The following is a 14,404-nucleotide window of genomic DNA, read 5'->3' on the forward strand; positions in this document are numbered from 1 at the left end:
CCGTGTCCCCGACGCCCGTCCCCTCCGGCCGCATCCGCGCGGTCGACACCCACGACATCCGTTTCCCGACCTCGCGCGAGCTCGACGGCTCCGACGCGATGAATCCGGACCCCGACTACTCGGCCGCGTACGTGGTGCTGCGCACGGAATCCGAGGACGGCGGGGACGGGCCCGAGGGGTACGGCTACACCTTCACCATCGGGCGGGGCAACGAGGTCCAGGTCGCCGCGATCCACGCACTCCGCCACCACCTGGTCGGACGGTCCCTCGACGAGGTGTGCGCGAACCCGGGGACCCTCTACCGGGACCTGGTCGGCGACAGCCAGCTGCGCTGGCTGGGGCCCGAGAAGGGCGTGATGCACATGGCGATCGGCGCGGTCGTCAACGCCGCCTGGGACCTGGCGGCCAAGCGCGCCGGCCAGCCCCTGTGGCGGCTGCTCGCCGAGGCCGACCCCGCATGGCTGGTCGAGCAGATCGACTTCAGGTACCTGACGGACGCGCTCACCCCCGCGGAGGCCCTCGAGATCCTGCGCCGCGGCCGGCAGGGCGCGGCCGAGCGCACCGCCCGGCTGCTGCGGCGCGGCTATCCCGCCTACACCACCTCCCCCGGCTGGCTCGGCTACGGCGACGACAAGCTCACCCGGCTCGCCGCGCAGGCCGTCGCCGACGGCTTCCGGCAGATCAAGCTGAAGGTGGGCGCGGACCTGGAGGACGACGTACGGCGCTGCCGCGTCGCCCGCGCGGTGATCGGCCCGGACATCCGCATGGCGATCGACGCCAACCAGCGCTGGGACGTGGCCGAGGCCATCCGCTGGACCAAGGCGCTCGCCGAGTTCGACCCGTACTGGATCGAGGAACCGACCAGCCCCGACGACGTCCTCGGGCATGCCGCGATCCGCGAGGCCGTCGCGCCGGTCAAGGTCGCCACCGGCGAGCACGTGCACAACCGCGTCGTCTTCAAGCAGATGCTCCAGGCCGGCGCCCTGGACATCGTCCAGATCGACGCGGCCCGCGTCGGCGGCGTCAACGAGAACCTCGCCATCCTGCTGCTCGCGGCCAGGTTCGGCGTGCCGGTCTGCCCGCACGCCGGCGGCGTCGGCCTGTGCGAGCTCGTCCAGCACCTGTCGATGTTCGACTACGTCGCCGTCTCCGGCTCCACCGAGAACCGGGCCATCGAGTACGTCGACCACCTGCACGAGCACTTCCTCGAACCGGTCGTCGTGCGCGAGGGTCACTACACGGCACCCACCGCGCCGGGCTTCTCGGCCGCCATGCGGCCCGAGTCGATCGCGCGGTACTCCTTCCCCGACGGCGCCTTCTGGACCGCCGACCGCGACGCGCAGAAAGGACGGGCGGCATGACGGACTTCGAGGGACTGACCGCCCTGGTGACCGGCGGTGCCTCCGGGATCGGACGGGCCACGGCCGAACTCCTCGCCGCCCGCGGCGCCCGGGTCGCCGTCCTCGACCTCGACCCCTCCTCGGTCGACAAGCCGCTGCTCGCCCACCGCGCCGACGTCACCGACGACGCCTCCGTACGCGAGGCGGTGGCGGCCGCGGCCGCGGAGCTCGGCGGGCACGGCGTACGCGGCGTACTGGACGTACTGGTCAACAACGCGGGCATCGGCGCCCAGGGCACCGTCGAGGACAACGACGACGCCGAGTGGCACCGCGTCCTGGACGTCAACGTGCTCGGCATGGTGCGCGTCACCCGCGCCGCGCTCCCGCTGCTGCGCGCCTCGCGGCACGCGGCGATCGTCAACACCTGCTCCATAGCGGCCACGGCCGGCCTGCCGCAGCGGGCGCTGTACAGCGCGTCCAAGGGCGCCGTGCACGCGCTGACCCTCGCCATGGCCGCCGACCACGTACGCGAGGGCATCCGCGTCAACTGCGTCAACCCCGGCACGGTGGACACCCCGTGGATCGGCCGCCTGCTGTCCAGGGCCCCCGACCCGGCCGCCGAACGCGCCGCCCTGGAGGCCCGCCAGCCCACCGGCCGTCTCGTCTCCGCCGACGAGGTCGCGGGCGCCGTCGCCTACCTGGCGAGCCCGCTGTCCGGCGCCACCACCGGCACCTCCCTCGCCGTCGACGGCGGCATGCAGGGCCTGCGCCCGAGGCCGGTGCGCCGATGAGGGCGCTCGGCCGCAGCGGCGTCGAGGTCGGTCCGCTGGGCTTCGGCGCGGCCGGCATCGGCGGCCTCTACACCGAGGTGAGCGACGCACAGGCCCATGAGGCGGTCGAAGCCGCCTGGGCGGCCGGGATGCGCTACTTCGACACCGCGCCGCACTACGGCATCGGCCTGTCCGAGCGCCGCCTGGGCGCCGCCCTGCGCGCGCACCCGCGCGGCGCGTACACGGTCTCCACCAAGGTCGGCCGCCGTCTGGAGCCGTCCGGCGCGGGCGGCGACGACCTCGCCGACGGTTTCGCCGTGCCCGCCACGCACCGGCGCGTCTGGGACTTCAGCGCCGACGGCGTGCGGCGCTCGCTGGAGGAGAGCCTGACCCGGCTCGGCCTCGACCGCGTCGACGCCGTCTACCTGCACGACCCCGACGACCACGCCGAACAGGCCTTCCACGAGGCCTATCCGGAACTGGAGAAGCTGCGCTCGGAAGGCGTCGTCGGCGCCATCGGGGCCGGCATGAACCAGGCCGGGATGCTCACCCGCTTCGTCCGCGACACCGACGTCGACATGGTGCTGTGCGCCGGCCGCTACACGCTGCTCGACCAGGGCGCGCTCACCGGCCTGCTGCCCGCCGCGCAGGACCGCGGCACCTCGGTCGTGATCGGCGGCGCGTTCAACTCCGGCCTGCTGGCGGACCCGAAGCCCGGAGCGACGTACGACTACACGCAGGCACCACCGGAGCTGCTGGAGCGCGCCCTGCGCCTGAAGGCCCTCGCCGACCGGCACGGCACCACCCTGCGCGCCGCCGCACTCGCCTTCTGCGCCGCCCACCCGGCGGTCGCGAGCGTCCTGGTCGGCGCCCGCTCGGCGGCCGAAGTCCGCGACTGCGCCGAGCAGTTCGCCGCACCCGTGCCGCAGGCGTTCTGGCAGGAGCTGCGGGACACCGGCCTGCTGCCCCCCGACGCCCCCGTCCCCGCCGAGGAGCCGTCGTGAGAGTCGCCCTGCACACCAAGGTCCGCGCGGACCGCGTCGCCGCGTACGAGGCCGCACACCGCGAGGTGCCCGAGGAACTCACGGCCGCGATCCGGGCGGCCGGCGCCACCTCCTGGACGATCTGGCGCAGCGGCACCGACCTCTTCCACGTCCTGGACTGCGAGGACTACGCCCGCCTCCTGGCCGAGCTGGAGAAGCTCCCGGTCAACGTCGCCTGGCAGGCCCGTATGGCCCGGCTGCTGGAGGTGGCGCACGACTACTCCGGCGAGGGCGCGGACGCCGGCCTGCCCGTGGTCTGGGAGCTGCCGTGACGGTCGACGCCCACCACCACGTCTGGGACCTGTCGGTACGCGACCAGGACTGGATCCCCCCAGGCAGCCCGATCCGCCGCGACTTCGCCGTCGCCGACCTCGAACCCGAGGCCCGCGCGGCCGGCGTCGACCGCACGGTCCTCGTCCAGACAGTCACCGCGGCGGAGGAGACCCCGGAGCTGCTGGCCCTGGCCGCGTCCTGCGACCTGATCGCGGGGGTGGTCGGCTGGACCGACCTCACCCGCCCCGACATCGCCGACGAACTCGCCCGGCTGCGCGGACTCCCCGGCGGCCACCACCTCAAGGGCATCCGCCACCAGGTCCAGGGCGAACCGGACCCCGGCTGGCTGCTGCGCCCGGACGTCCGTCGCGGCCTGGCCGCCGTGGCCGGAGCGGGCCTCGTCTACGACCTCGTCGTCCTCCCGCACCAGCTCCCGGCCTGCGCCGAGGCGGCCGCGTCCGTACCCGGACTCACCTTCGTCCTGGACCACTTGGGCAAACCCCCGATCGCCTCCGCCGCCCTCGCGCCCTGGGCCCGGGACCTGCGCGCCCTCGCCGCCCGCCCCAACACGGTCGCCAAACTCTCCGGCCTGGTCACGGAGGCCGGCCCGGCGTTCTGGAGCGTCCCCGGCCTGCGCCCCTGCACCGACACGGCCCTGGACGCCTTCGGCCCCGACCGCCTGATGTTCGGCTCGGACTGGCCGGTGTGCACCGAGCACGCGTCGTACGGCGAAGTGCTCGCCATGGCACGGCAGTCGACGAGCGGCCTGAGCCCGGCCGAGCGCACACGGCTCTTCGAGACCACCGCCGCGCGTGTCTACGACCTCTGAGCCACCTCCGCCAGCCGCGTGGGCGGCAGGTACTCCCGCACGAACGTCCGCTCCCAGCACGCCCCCGTCTCCCGCAGCCGCCGCCAGCTCGTGTACTCGTAGCGGAAGAGGCGGGCGCGGACGTAGCGGGGCGGGTCCTCGGACGGGAAGGGGCAGTGGCGCAGCAGGCGCAGGGTGTCGCGGTCGTTCTCCAGCAGGCGTTCCACCAGGGTGCTGAACCAGGCGCCGGCGTAGGCGGGGGAGAGGGCGGCGAACCACATCAGCCAGTCCAGGCGCAGGTGGTAGGGGGCGAACTGGCGCGGCCAGTGGCGCGGGTCGCCGGGCTTGCCCTTGAACTCGTACTCCCGCCAGTCGGAGTCCTCGCGCGGCACGCCGTCGCGGGTGCCCTCCACGACCACCTCGTAGCGCTGCCGGCTGACACTGCCGAACGCGCCGTAGGTGTTGACCAGGTGGAGGGGGTCGAAGGACCGGTTCATGATCTGGCGGCGGGAGATCATGTTGCGCACCGGCTGGTGACTGAGGGCGAGCAGCAGGACGGCGACGGCGAGGACCAGGACCTCGTACCACAGGGGGGTGCCGGGCACCGGCGACGGCGCGTCGGCCGGGAGCTCGAGCGCCGGGACGGCGAGCACGATGGTGATCCAGTTCAGCCAGGCGAAGTTGCCCGACAGCACCAGCCACAGCTGGGTGACGATCATCAGGGCCGCGGCGGCCGTGGCCAGCGGCTGGGGAGTGAACAGCAGCACCGGCACCACGAGTTGGGTGACATGGTTGGCGGCCACCTCGGCCCGGTGCAGGGGCCGGGGCAGATGGTGGAAGAACCAGCTCAGGGGGCCCGGCATCGGCTGCGTCTCGTGGTGGTGGTCCAGGCACGTCAGCTTCCGCCAGCAGGCGTCGCCGCGCATCTTGATCAGGCCGGCGCCGAACTCCACCCGGAACAGGAGCCAGCGCAGCAGGAAGAGCACCACGACGGGCGGGGCCACGTCGTCGTTGCCGAGGAACACCGCCAGAAAGCCGGTCTCCAGGAGCAGGGACTCCCAGCCGAAGGCGTACCAGGTCTGGCCGACGTTGACGATCGAGAGGTACAGCGCCCACGGGAGCAGCCACAGCGCCATCCCCGCCCAGAGCGGGAGCCGGGAGTCCGCGCCGGCGAGCAGCGCCGCCGAGACCGCGCAGCCGGCCCAGGCACAGGCCGCGAAGAAGCGGTCGGAGTAGTGGAGCTGGAACAGGCTCGGGGCCTGCCGGAAGCGCACCCGTTCGAGGAAGCGGGGGATGGGCAGCATGCCCCGCTCACCCAGCAGCGCCCGGAACTGCAGCGCCGCCGCCAGGAACGCCACGAGGTACAGGCCGGCCAGAGCCCGCTGGAAGACCAGCCGGCTCAGCCAGTATCCGGGTGCGGTGAACCAGTCCACGGCCGTGCGCTCCTCTGCCGTTGTCGCGCCTGTCGCGCCGGACCCTGCGTCACTCTCCGCGTATCCCCCTCACGCCTGCGTAACCCAAGGGGGCGAATCAAACCATAGTGATGAATGGTCCGGACGGGGGTGCGGGGAGGGGGCGCGGACAGCCCCCCGAACCCTCGCCGCGGCCTGCCCGCGTGCCCACCGGTCGAAGAATCGGGCGAATCCTGGCAAGGTGGCCCCATGGTTGATCGGGGAGCGAGCGCCCCGTCTCTCCCGGACGGCTGGCCCGCCCACCCGGATCCGATCCTGGCGCTCAACCTCATGGGCAGCTTCGACTGGGACCTGGACAGCGGTCTGTTCCACATGGACGCCCAGGCCCACGAGGTCTTCGACCTGCGCCCCGACGAGTACGACGGCCACCCCGAGACCCTCGCGCTGCGGGTCCCCGCGGCCGAGTCGTACCGCCTGGACAGCCTCGTCGCCCGGGCCATGAAGGACGGCAGCGAGAACTACGGCGCCTACTTCCGCCTGCGCCGCCGCGACGGCACCCTGCGCTGGACCCACACCCAGGGCTACATCCGGCGCGACGAGACGGGCCGCCCGCGCCGGATCATCGGGATCGTCCGGGACGCCACCCAGGAGCTCGCCGACAGCGAGGCCCGCCGCGAGCAGGAGGCCCAGGACGCGGCCCGGCGCCACCAGACCAGTGTCGTCCAGCTCACCACGGCCGCCCTCGCCCACGCGCGCACCGTCCAGGACGTCATCGACGTCGTCAAGGACACCCACGGTCTCACCCACCTCGGTGCCACCAGTCTGGTCATGGGCCTGGTCGAGGCCGGCCGCATCCGGCTGATCGCGGAGGGCCCGGCGGGCAGCTTCGTCCCCGGCACCCTGGTCACCCGGATCGACGAGCCCTACCCGATGAGCGATGTCGTACGGACTCTGACGCCGCGCTTCATCGAGTCGCCGGAGGAGTTCGCCGAGGGCTACCCGCTGCTGTGGCCGCACATCACCGACCTGCGCATCACGTCGGCCGCCTATCTGCCGCTGATCGTGCAGGCCCGGCCGATCGGCGCCATGGGCCTGCTCTACAACGACCGGCGCGGTTTCTCCGACGAGGAGCGCAACGTCCTGCTCGCCCTCGGCAGCAGCATCGCCCAGAGCCTGCAGCGGGCCATGTTCTACGAGCAGGAGAAGGACCTCGCCTCCGGTCTCCAGCAGGCCATGCTGCCGCGCACCATCCCCAGCGTGCGCGGCGCGGACGTCGCCGTGCGCTACCGCTCCGCCGCCCTGGGCCGCGACATCGGCGGCGACTGGTACGACCTCATCCCGCTGCCCGGCGGACGCGTCGGCGCCGTCATCGGCGACGTCCAGGGGCACGACACGCACGCGGCCGCTGTCATGGGCCAGTTGCGCATCGTGCTGCGCGCCTACGCCGCCGAGGGCCACACCCCCGCCACCGTGATGGCCCGCGCCTCCGTCTTCCTGCACGAACTCGACACCGACCGCTTCGCGACCTGCCTGTACGCGGAGGCCGACCTGTCCACCGGAGTGGTCCAGGTGGTCCGGGCCGGCCACATCGACCCGCTGATCCGCGCGACCGACGGCGGCTGCCGCCGGGTGCCCGTGCCCGGCGGACTGCCGCTCGGCCTGTCCGCCGAGTTCGGGAGCCTGGAGTACCCGGTCGGCACCCTCGAGCTCGACCCCGGTCACACGCTGCTGCTGTGCACCGACGGCCTGGTCGAACAGCCCGGCGCGGACCTGGACGACGGCGTACAGGTCCTCACCGCGCTCATCGCCACGGGGCCCGACGACGTACGGGACCTCGCGGACTGCCTGATCGACGTCGCCGAGGAACGCGGCGGCGACGACGACGTGGCCCTGCTCCTGCTGCGCCGCCGCGGCCCGGACACCACGCAGTCCGGCAGCCGGCTGCAGCAGCACGTGGCGCCCGGCGATCCCGAGGCCCTCACCCAGGCCCGGCACATGATCCGCGCCGCGGTGCGGGCCTGGGGCGCCGGGGAGCGTGCCGACGAGATCGAGCTGGTCGCCGACGAGGTGGTCACCAACGCCCTGATGCACACCGAGGGCTCCGCGATCCTCACCCTCAGGGTCCTCACCGGCGGCGACCGCCGGCTGCGCGTGGAGGTCGAGGACTCCTCCAGCGCCCTGCCGCGCCGCCGTGACGCGGGGGAGTCGGGCGTCTCAGGACGGGGCCTGCTCCTGGTCGACCTGCTGACGGACGCGTGGGGCGTGGAGGCGCGGGGCGGCGGCAAGTGCGTGTGGTGCGAGTTCGTGGTCCCGCCCGGAGACTGATCCGCCCCGCCCGCTCCCGCCCGGCACCGTCGGTGCCGGGTGGCACCCTGGACGTATGCCGGAACTGCCCGAGGTCGAAGCGCTCAAGGACTTCCTCACGGAGCACCTGGTCGGTCACGAGATCGTCCGGGTGCTGCCCGTCGCGATCAGCGTCCTGAAGACCTACGACCCCCCGCTCTCGGCCGTCGAGGGCCGTGAGGTCACCGCCGTGCGCCGGCACGGCAAGTTCCTCGACCTGGCCACCGGCGGCGGCCCGCACCTGGTCACCCATCTGGCCCGCGCGGGCTGGCTGCAGTGGAGGGACCGGCTCCCCGACGGGCCGCCCCGCCCCGGCAGGGGACCGCTCGCCCTGCGCGTCGCCCTGGAGACGGGGGCGGGCTTCGACCTCACGGAGGCGGGCACCCAGAAGCGTCTCGCCGTCCACGTCGTCCGGGACCCCCGGGAGATACCGGGCGTGGCCCGCCTCGGCCCCGACCCGCTCGCCGACGACTTCGACGCCGCGCGCCTCGCCGGCCTGCTGCGGCCGGAGCGGCGCCGGCTGAAGGGGGCCCTGCGCGACCAGAGCCTGATCGCCGGGGTGGGCAACGCCTACAGCGACGAGATCCTGCACGCCGCGAGGATGTCCCCCTTCAAGCTGGCCGCGTCCCTCACCCCCGAGGAGACCGACCGCCTCCACGCGGCGCTCCAGGGCACGCTCCGGGCGGCCGTCGAGCGCTCCCGCGGGGTGGCGGCGGGCCGGCTGAAGGCGGAGAAGAAGAGCGGCCTGCGGGTGCACGGCCGTACCGGCGAGCCCTGCCCGGTGTGCGGCGACACCATCCGCGAGGTCTCCTTCAGCGACTCCTCGCTGCAGTACTGCCCGACGTGCCAGACGGGCGGCAAGCCGCTGGCGGACCGGAGGATGTCCCGGTTGCTGAAGTAGCGGCGCGGGCCCCGCCCGTCCGGTCGGTCCCGCCCGTCCGTGGGTCAGGGGGCCTGAAGGGTCACCAGGTGCTCCCCGTCGGCCGTCCGCACGTCGTACCGTGCGATCTCCGCGGTGTGCATGGCCGAGCTGCCCCGCATGGTGATCGCGCGGGCGTCGTGGCGGGGGACCGTCCAGCTGGTCACGACCTCCTCGGAGTTGTCGCGGCCCACGGCGATCAGCCGGCAGGAGCGGGGTCCCGCGCCGTCCTTCATCTCGAACTCGACCCGGCTGCCCATCTCCGCGTCCCGGGAGGTCACCTGCGCCCACACGCCCGAGCGCGCGTCGGTCGCCGCGATGCGCACGGTGTCGCCGCCGTCGCGGTGGCCGGCCGTCATCGCCAGGGCGGGGCCGGTGACGGCGATCGCCGCGGACGCGGCGAGGGCGAAGACGAAGCGCCGGCGGCCGGCCCGGTGCCGGGCCGCCACCGTGGCCAGCAGCCGGTCCAGCAACTGCGGGCCGGGCCTGCTCATGGGGCTCACGAACCGCGGCGTGGCCCGGCGGTACAGCATCATCTGCCGGGTGATGGGCCCGAACTCGGTCACGGAGGCGGCACAGCGCGCGCACTCCATGAGGTGGTCCTCGAAGCGGAAGGCGTCCGCCTCGTCCAGCACGCCGAGCGCGTACGCGGCGACGTCGCGATGCCTCTCCTGGGACGACCACATGCCGAATCCTCGTGCCGTTGGGTGCGGGGGGTGTTACTCCTTGCTCCCACCGGTACGCACCAGACAGTCGAATCACTCAAGGCGTCCACAGAATCGCAACCAAGGGATTCGGAGCGGACGGACCCGTGGATTGGTCGGAGACCGGACGAATCTGGAACCGGACGAACCCGGACGAAACTAGAAGAGATGGATGGCGAGATGCCCGAGGGGCAGCCCCAGTTGCCACGCCTTGGTCCATACCTTCGGTCCCTCGTCCTCGCCGACCACGGCGCCGCCTGGCACCGCGTTCAGGTCGGGCGCGAGAAGCTCGGTCTCCTCCAGCCAGCGCCAGGCCGCCTCCGCCAGTTCCAAGTCGGGCGCGGGGCCTCCCGCTTCGGCCGCCTCGGCGCCCAGCAGGGCCATCCGCTCCCGCACCCAGTCCTGCCACGGCTGGTCGTAGGCCGTCAGCGACAGCCAGTTCTCCAGCTGGGAGACCACCCGGATGCCGGGTAGCTCGCCGTCCGTGTCCGAGAGGAAGACGGTCAGCGCCAGGGCGTCGCGACCGGCCCGGAACTCGAAGGACGTCGGCGGCATCAGGTCGCCCGTCCGCAGCAGTTCGTCGGCGATGTACTCGGCGTACAGCCAGGCCATGGGGACGACCAGTTCATCGCCGCCGGTCCCGTCCGTGCTCTTGTGACCTCTGTGCAGCATCCCTTCCTGCCTTCCTCCGGTGCGTGCGCGTCGCCCCGCCCGGGCTCCCGTTCGGGACCCCGGGCCCCCAGTCCGGAACACGGATGAAGACAGCCCATTGCTCAACGCATGTCTTCAGCAAGGCGCTTTGCCGAGGCTTGACCAGACAGTCCGTTTCACCGCAGGTCGGCCGCGTATCCCGGAAGCACCCGGCGCAGGGCGCGCAACGCGTAGTACGCGCGGGACTTCACCGTACCGGGCGGGATCCCGAGGGTCTTCGCGGCTTCCGCAACACTCGCCCCCTGGAAGTACACGAGCACCAGGACTTCACGGTGCCCGGGAGTGAGTGTCTTCACAGCCTCCCGTACGTCGAGGGCGGCGGCGGCCCGTTCGGCGTGGTCGCCGATCACCCGGGTGTGCTCCAGGACCGCGTCGCCGACCTCGGGCGGCCGGGCCTGCCGGGCCCGCCGCGCGTCGATGGCGAGCCGCCGTCCCACGGTCAGCAGCCAGGGCCGTACGGATTCGAAGTCGTCGGCGCGCAGCGCCTCGGGATGCTGCCAGGCGCGTACGAGCGTCTCCTGCACGAGGTCCTCGGCGCGTTGCCGGTCGCCGTCGCAGAGCCGGAGCAGCAGCGCGAAGAGGGGGCGTCCGTGCTCCCGCTGGAGTGCGGCGAGTTCGTGCTCGGCGGTCGTCGCGTTCGGCAGGGTGGGTGCGGCCGTCATGGCTGTATGGCACCGCGGGCCGCCGCTCCCGGACAGGGAACGCGCCGGGATCTGCGGCGGACGGTCGATCGCGTCGGCGAACGGTTCGGCGAACGGTCCGGGTCACCGTCCGCGGCGGTGCCGCGGGAGAGCCGGGGACCCGGACGGGCTAATCGGCGCGGCGGGGTTGTTTGGCGGCGCTCCCAAGTTCGTACGTATTTGTCCGTAAATAGGACCACAGTGGGGTGAGCTGATGATTGCACGCAGACGACAGGTTGCCCTCGCCCTGACGGCCCTTCTGGCCGCGGGCGCCGCTTGTCAGGCCCAGCACCGTCAACCGGCCGCCGGTGCCGGCCGGCCGGCACCGGCCGCGGCACGCGGATTCACGCTGGTCGCCTCCGGCGACGTCCTTCCGCACAGCTCCGTCATCGACCGCGCGCGCTTCGACGGCGGCGGCGCCTACGAGTTCCGCCCGATGCTCTCCGGCGTCAAGCCGGTCGTCTCCCGAGCCGATCTGGCGCTGTGTCACATGGAGACCGTCTACGGCACCGGCGGCGTCTACACCGGCTACCCGGACTTCAGGTCCCCGCCCGAGATCGCCCAGGCTCTCGCCGCGACCGGCTACGACGGCTGCTCCACGGCCTCCGAGCACAGCCTCGACGACGGCGCCCAGGGCATCCGCCGCACCCTCGACGCCCTCGACGCGGCGGGCGTACGGCACGCCGGCACGGCGCGCACGGAGGCGGAGGCGCACACCGTCACGATGCTGCGCGCGGGCGGCGCCGAGGTCGCCCACCTCGCCTACACCTTCGACACCGGCGGCAAACCGCTGCCCGCCGGTCAGCCCTGGGCCGTCAGCCTCATGAACGAGAACGCGATCCTCGCCGACGCCCGGGCCGCCCGGCGCGCGGGCGCCGACGTGGTCGTCGTCTCCCTGCACTGGGGCACCGAGTGGCAGGACGCGCCCGACGCGCAGCAGCTCGCCCTGGCCCGGCAGCTCACGGCCGCCCGCGCGGGCGGCCGGCCCGACATCGACCTCATCCTCGGCACCCACGCCCATGTGCCGCAGGCGTACGAGAAGGTCAACGGGACCTGGGTGATCTACGGCATGGGCGACCAGATCGCCGGCGAGATGACCGACAAGGCGGGCGCCAAGGACCCGCGCGGCAACGAGTCCACCCTCGGCCGTTTCACCTTCTCCCCGCCCGCGAGGCCGGGCGGGCGCTGGAAGGTGACCAAGGCGGAGTTCATCCCGCAGATGTTCGACGTCGACGCCGGCCGGGTCGTCGACCTCAACCGGGCGATCCGCAGGGGCGCCGAGGTGAAGGCCGTACGCGACGCGATCCGGGACGTGGTGCTCAGCCGCGGTGCGGCCAGGGACGGACTGGTGATGGGGGAGTAGCCCGAGGACCGGAGGAACCCGAAGGCTTCGTCAGGGGGGAGGGGCTTGAGGCCGTGCCAGTTCCGAGCGCCTGTAGGAGTACCCGAAGTAGATCCCGACCCCGACCAGGAACCACACGGCGAACCGCACCCACGTCTGCCACTGCAGATAGGTGATCAGCCAGATGGAGGCGACGACGCCCACCGCCGGCACCAGCGGCATCAACGGTGTACGGAAGGAGCGCGGGAGGTCCGGACGCCGGTAGCGCAGGACGATCACCGCCGTGCAGACCACCACGAACGCCAGCAGGATGCCGATGTTGGTCAGCTCGGCCGCCTCGCCGATGGGCAGGAAGCCGGCGATGACGGCCGACGCCACGCCGACGATCCAGGTCACGCGGGTCGGCACGTGCCGGGTGGGGTGGGTCTTGGCGAACCACTTGGGCAGCAGCCCGTCCCGGGACATGGAGAACCACACCCGGGTCACGCCCAGCATGAACGTGAACATCACGGTGAGGATGCCGATGATCGCACCCACCGCGATCACGTCCGCGAGTCCGCCGAGACCCACCGACTTGAACGCCGAGGAGAAGCCGCTCTCCTTGTCGATGTGCCGGTAGTCCTGCATCCCGGTCAGCACCAGGCAGGCGGCCACGTACAGGACCATCGAGACGACCAGCGAGTAGATGATCGCCTTCGGCATGTGCCGTGCCGCGTCCCTGGACTCCTCCGCCGCGGTCGACATGGCGTCGTAGCCGAAGACCGCGAAGAACACGGTCGCCGCGCCGGTGAAGGCGCCGCCGATGCCGTAGGGGAAGAACGGGTGGTAGTTGCCGGTGTCGATGTGGAAGACGCCGACGCCGATCACCAGCAGCACGACCAGGACCTTGAGCGCCACGACGAACGTCTCGAAGCGGGCCGCGTTCCTGATGCCCTGGTTGAGCAGGTAGGCGATCAGCAGGCACAGCAGGGCCGCGAAGAGGTCGACCCGGTGCCCGCTCCCGGTGCCGGGCGCCCCCAGCATCCACCTGGGCAACTCGGCGCCCATGTCCTGGACCAGGAAGCTGAAGTACCCGGAGATGCCGATGGCGACGACGGCCACGATCGCCGTGTACTCCAGCAGCAGGTCCCAGCCGATGAACCAGCCGGCGAACTCGCCGAGCACCGCGTAGCCGTAGGTGTAGGCCGAACCGGCCTTCGGGATGAGCCCCGCGAACTCCGCGTAGGACAGCGCGGCCGCGGCGCTCGCGACACCGGCGATGAGGAAGGAGACGAGGACCGCGGGCCCCGCCGTGCCGTTGGCCACCGTGCCGGCGAGGGTGAAGATGCCGGCGCCGATGATGCCGCCGACGCCGATCGCGGTCAGCTGCCACAGTCCCAACGAGCGTTCCAGACGGGTGCCTTCGCCGACCTCCGTGTCCTCGATGTGCTCGATCGGTTTGCGGCGGAGAATCCCCTCGCCCATCCGGAGCCGGGCCATGCGCCTCACCTCTTCACGTTCGGCAACGACTGACCGCCGATCATGATGGCCCAGCGGCCCGGGGGAGGGAAGACGCCGCGCACGGGCACCGCGCGGCACGGGCGCACGCTACGGCACCACGGTCACCGGCCACCGCCCGGCCTTGACCAGGCGGACCGCCACCGAGCCCACGATCCGGTGGCCGGCCTGCTCGGAGGCGCCCACCACCACCGCGTCGGCCTTCAGCTCGTCCGCCGCCTTCACCAGGCCGCCGTAGGGGTCACCGCGGAAGGTGTGGAACTCCCAGCGCACCTCGAATATCCCCCTCAGCCGCTCGGTCGCGTCCCGGATGTAGGCGATCAGCCCCTCGGCGATCTCGTCCGTCGTCTCGGCGACCGGCGCCCCCATGGCGGCGCCCGCGGCCATCACCGGCTGCACGTAGACGACGGCGAGCAGCGCGCCCTGGCGCCGGGCCAGGCCGCCGGCATAGGCCGCGGCGCGCATCGAGGTGTCCGAGCCGTCCACTCCGACCACGATGACCTTGGGCCCGTCCGTGCCCCGCTCGAACTGATGCGAGTGCTGTTCCGTCACGGCTGTGAGG

14 protein-coding genes are annotated in these 14,404 nt (G+C 72.8%); 8 read left to right on the forward strand and 6 right to left on the reverse strand.

The window, feature by feature from the left end:
• Positions 1–2: 2 nt before the first annotated feature.
• Genes ACJ9NR_RS33280 through ACJ9NR_RS33300 form a run of 5 tightly spaced genes read left to right on the forward strand, consistent with a single transcriptional unit; the run spans position 3 to position 4,255 of the window.
• Positions 3–1,361 (forward strand): L-fuconate dehydratase, encoded by a 1,359-nt coding sequence (locus ACJ9NR_RS33280; protein WP_412490972.1) that lies wholly within the window; start codon positions 3–5, stop codon positions 1,359–1,361.
• Positions 1,358–2,131, forward strand: a complete 774-nt coding sequence (locus ACJ9NR_RS33285; protein WP_412490971.1) for an SDR family NAD(P)-dependent oxidoreductase — start codon at positions 1,358–1,360, stop codon at positions 2,129–2,131. Before ACJ9NR_RS33280 ends, ACJ9NR_RS33285 begins: the two co-directional genes overlap by 4 nt.
• A complete protein-coding gene (locus tag ACJ9NR_RS33290) occupies positions 2,128–3,114 on the forward strand; it encodes an aldo/keto reductase (RefSeq protein ID WP_412490970.1) in 987 nt (328 codons plus the stop codon). The genes ACJ9NR_RS33285 and ACJ9NR_RS33290 overlap by 4 nt, the downstream gene beginning before the upstream one ends.
• On the forward strand, positions 3,111–3,425 hold the full coding sequence (locus tag ACJ9NR_RS33295; RefSeq protein WP_412490969.1) for an L-rhamnose mutarotase: 315 nt from the start codon (positions 3,111–3,113) through the stop codon (positions 3,423–3,425). Before ACJ9NR_RS33290 ends, ACJ9NR_RS33295 begins: the two co-directional genes overlap by 4 nt.
• Positions 3,422–4,255, forward strand: a complete 834-nt coding sequence (locus ACJ9NR_RS33300; protein ID WP_412490968.1) for an amidohydrolase family protein — start codon at positions 3,422–3,424, stop codon at positions 4,253–4,255. Before ACJ9NR_RS33295 ends, ACJ9NR_RS33300 begins: the two co-directional genes overlap by 4 nt.
• Here ACJ9NR_RS33300 and ACJ9NR_RS33305 read toward each other — a convergent pair.
• Entirely contained in the window at positions 4,243–5,667 is a 1,425-nt protein-coding gene (locus tag ACJ9NR_RS33305) for a lipase maturation factor family protein (RefSeq protein ID WP_412490967.1), read from the reverse strand. The genes ACJ9NR_RS33300 and ACJ9NR_RS33305 overlap by 13 nt on opposite strands.
• A 228-nt stretch (positions 5,668–5,895) precedes the next feature.
• Between ACJ9NR_RS33305 and ACJ9NR_RS33310 the strand changes: the two genes are divergently transcribed.
• Together ACJ9NR_RS33310 and ACJ9NR_RS33315 are read left to right on the forward strand one after the other, a co-directional pair.
• Positions 5,896–7,971, forward strand: coding sequence for a SpoIIE family protein phosphatase (locus ACJ9NR_RS33310; RefSeq protein ID WP_412490966.1), 2,076 nt, complete (start codon positions 5,896–5,898; stop codon positions 7,969–7,971).
• A 55-nt stretch (positions 7,972–8,026) separates the two neighbouring features.
• Positions 8,027–8,890: an Fpg/Nei family DNA glycosylase gene (locus ACJ9NR_RS33315; protein ID WP_412490965.1), complete on the forward strand. Its 864-nt coding sequence runs from the start codon at positions 8,027–8,029 to the stop codon at positions 8,888–8,890.
• A 44-nt stretch (positions 8,891–8,934) separates the two neighbouring features.
• On the opposite strand, the gene ACJ9NR_RS33320 is transcribed toward ACJ9NR_RS33315, so the two are convergent.
• The 3 genes from ACJ9NR_RS33320 to ACJ9NR_RS33330 form a co-directional block, all read right to left on the reverse strand.
• Complete coding sequence (locus ACJ9NR_RS33320) at positions 8,935–9,594, reverse strand: zf-HC2 domain-containing protein (protein WP_412490964.1); 660 nt, start codon at positions 9,592–9,594, stop codon at positions 8,935–8,937.
• Between the two features lie 177 nt (positions 9,595–9,771).
• The gene (locus ACJ9NR_RS33325; protein ID WP_412490963.1) at positions 9,772–10,284 is read right to left on the reverse strand and encodes a hypothetical protein; all 513 of its coding nucleotides are present in this window, start codon (positions 10,282–10,284) and stop codon (positions 9,772–9,774) included.
• A 155-nt stretch (positions 10,285–10,439) separates the two neighbouring features.
• Complete coding sequence (locus ACJ9NR_RS33330; protein WP_412490962.1) at positions 10,440–10,985, reverse strand: sigma-70 family RNA polymerase sigma factor; 546 nt, start codon at positions 10,983–10,985, stop codon at positions 10,440–10,442.
• A gap of 232 nt (positions 10,986–11,217) precedes the next feature.
• Here ACJ9NR_RS33330 and ACJ9NR_RS33335 point away from each other — a divergent pair, with 232 nt between their 5' ends.
• Positions 11,218–12,366: a CapA family protein gene (locus ACJ9NR_RS33335; protein WP_412490961.1), complete on the forward strand. Its 1,149-nt coding sequence runs from the start codon at positions 11,218–11,220 to the stop codon at positions 12,364–12,366.
• Between the two features lie 30 nt (positions 12,367–12,396).
• On the opposite strand, the gene ACJ9NR_RS33340 is transcribed toward ACJ9NR_RS33335, so the two are convergent.
• Entirely contained in the window at positions 12,397–13,824 is a 1,428-nt protein-coding gene (locus tag ACJ9NR_RS33340; RefSeq protein ID WP_412490960.1) for an amino acid permease, read from the reverse strand.
• 108 nt (positions 13,825–13,932) lie between these two features.
• Positions 13,933–14,394 (reverse strand): universal stress protein, encoded by a 462-nt coding sequence (locus ACJ9NR_RS33345; RefSeq protein WP_412490959.1) that lies wholly within the window; start codon positions 14,392–14,394, stop codon positions 13,933–13,935.
• Positions 14,395–14,404 lie beyond the last annotated feature (10 nt).

Origin of the sequence: Streptomyces sediminimaris, from assembly GCF_047049295.1 — a bacterium.
Lineage (GTDB): Bacteria > Actinomycetota > Actinomycetes > Streptomycetales > Streptomycetaceae > Streptomyces > Streptomyces sediminimaris.

Excerpts from the sequence above, each read along its gene's own strand:
- ACJ9NR_RS33285 (WP_412490971.1), top strand. The coding sequence starts at position 1,358 with ATGACGGACTTCGAGGGACTGACCGCCCTGGTGACCGGCGGTGCCTCC.
- ACJ9NR_RS33290 (WP_412490970.1), top strand. The coding sequence starts at position 2,128 with ATGAGGGCGCTCGGCCGCAGCGGCGTCGAGGTCGGTCCGCTGGGCTTC.
- ACJ9NR_RS33310 (WP_412490966.1), top strand. The coding sequence starts at position 5,896 with ATGGTTGATCGGGGAGCGAGCGCCCCGTCTCTCCCGGACGGCTGGCCC.
- ACJ9NR_RS33315 (WP_412490965.1), top strand. The coding sequence starts at position 8,027 with ATGCCGGAACTGCCCGAGGTCGAAGCGCTCAAGGACTTCCTCACGGAG.
- ACJ9NR_RS33320 (WP_412490964.1), bottom strand. The coding sequence starts at position 9,594 with ATGTGGTCGTCCCAGGAGAGGCATCGCGACGTCGCCGCGTACGCGCTC.
- ACJ9NR_RS33325 (WP_412490963.1), bottom strand. The coding sequence starts at position 10,284 with ATGCTGCACAGAGGTCACAAGAGCACGGACGGGACCGGCGGCGATGAA.
- ACJ9NR_RS33330 (WP_412490962.1), bottom strand. The coding sequence starts at position 10,985 with ATGACGGCCGCACCCACCCTGCCGAACGCGACGACCGCCGAGCACGAA.
- ACJ9NR_RS33335 (WP_412490961.1), top strand. The coding sequence starts at position 11,218 with ATGATTGCACGCAGACGACAGGTTGCCCTCGCCCTGACGGCCCTTCTG.
- ACJ9NR_RS33340 (WP_412490960.1), bottom strand. The coding sequence starts at position 13,824 with ATGGCCCGGCTCCGGATGGGCGAGGGGATTCTCCGCCGCAAACCGATC.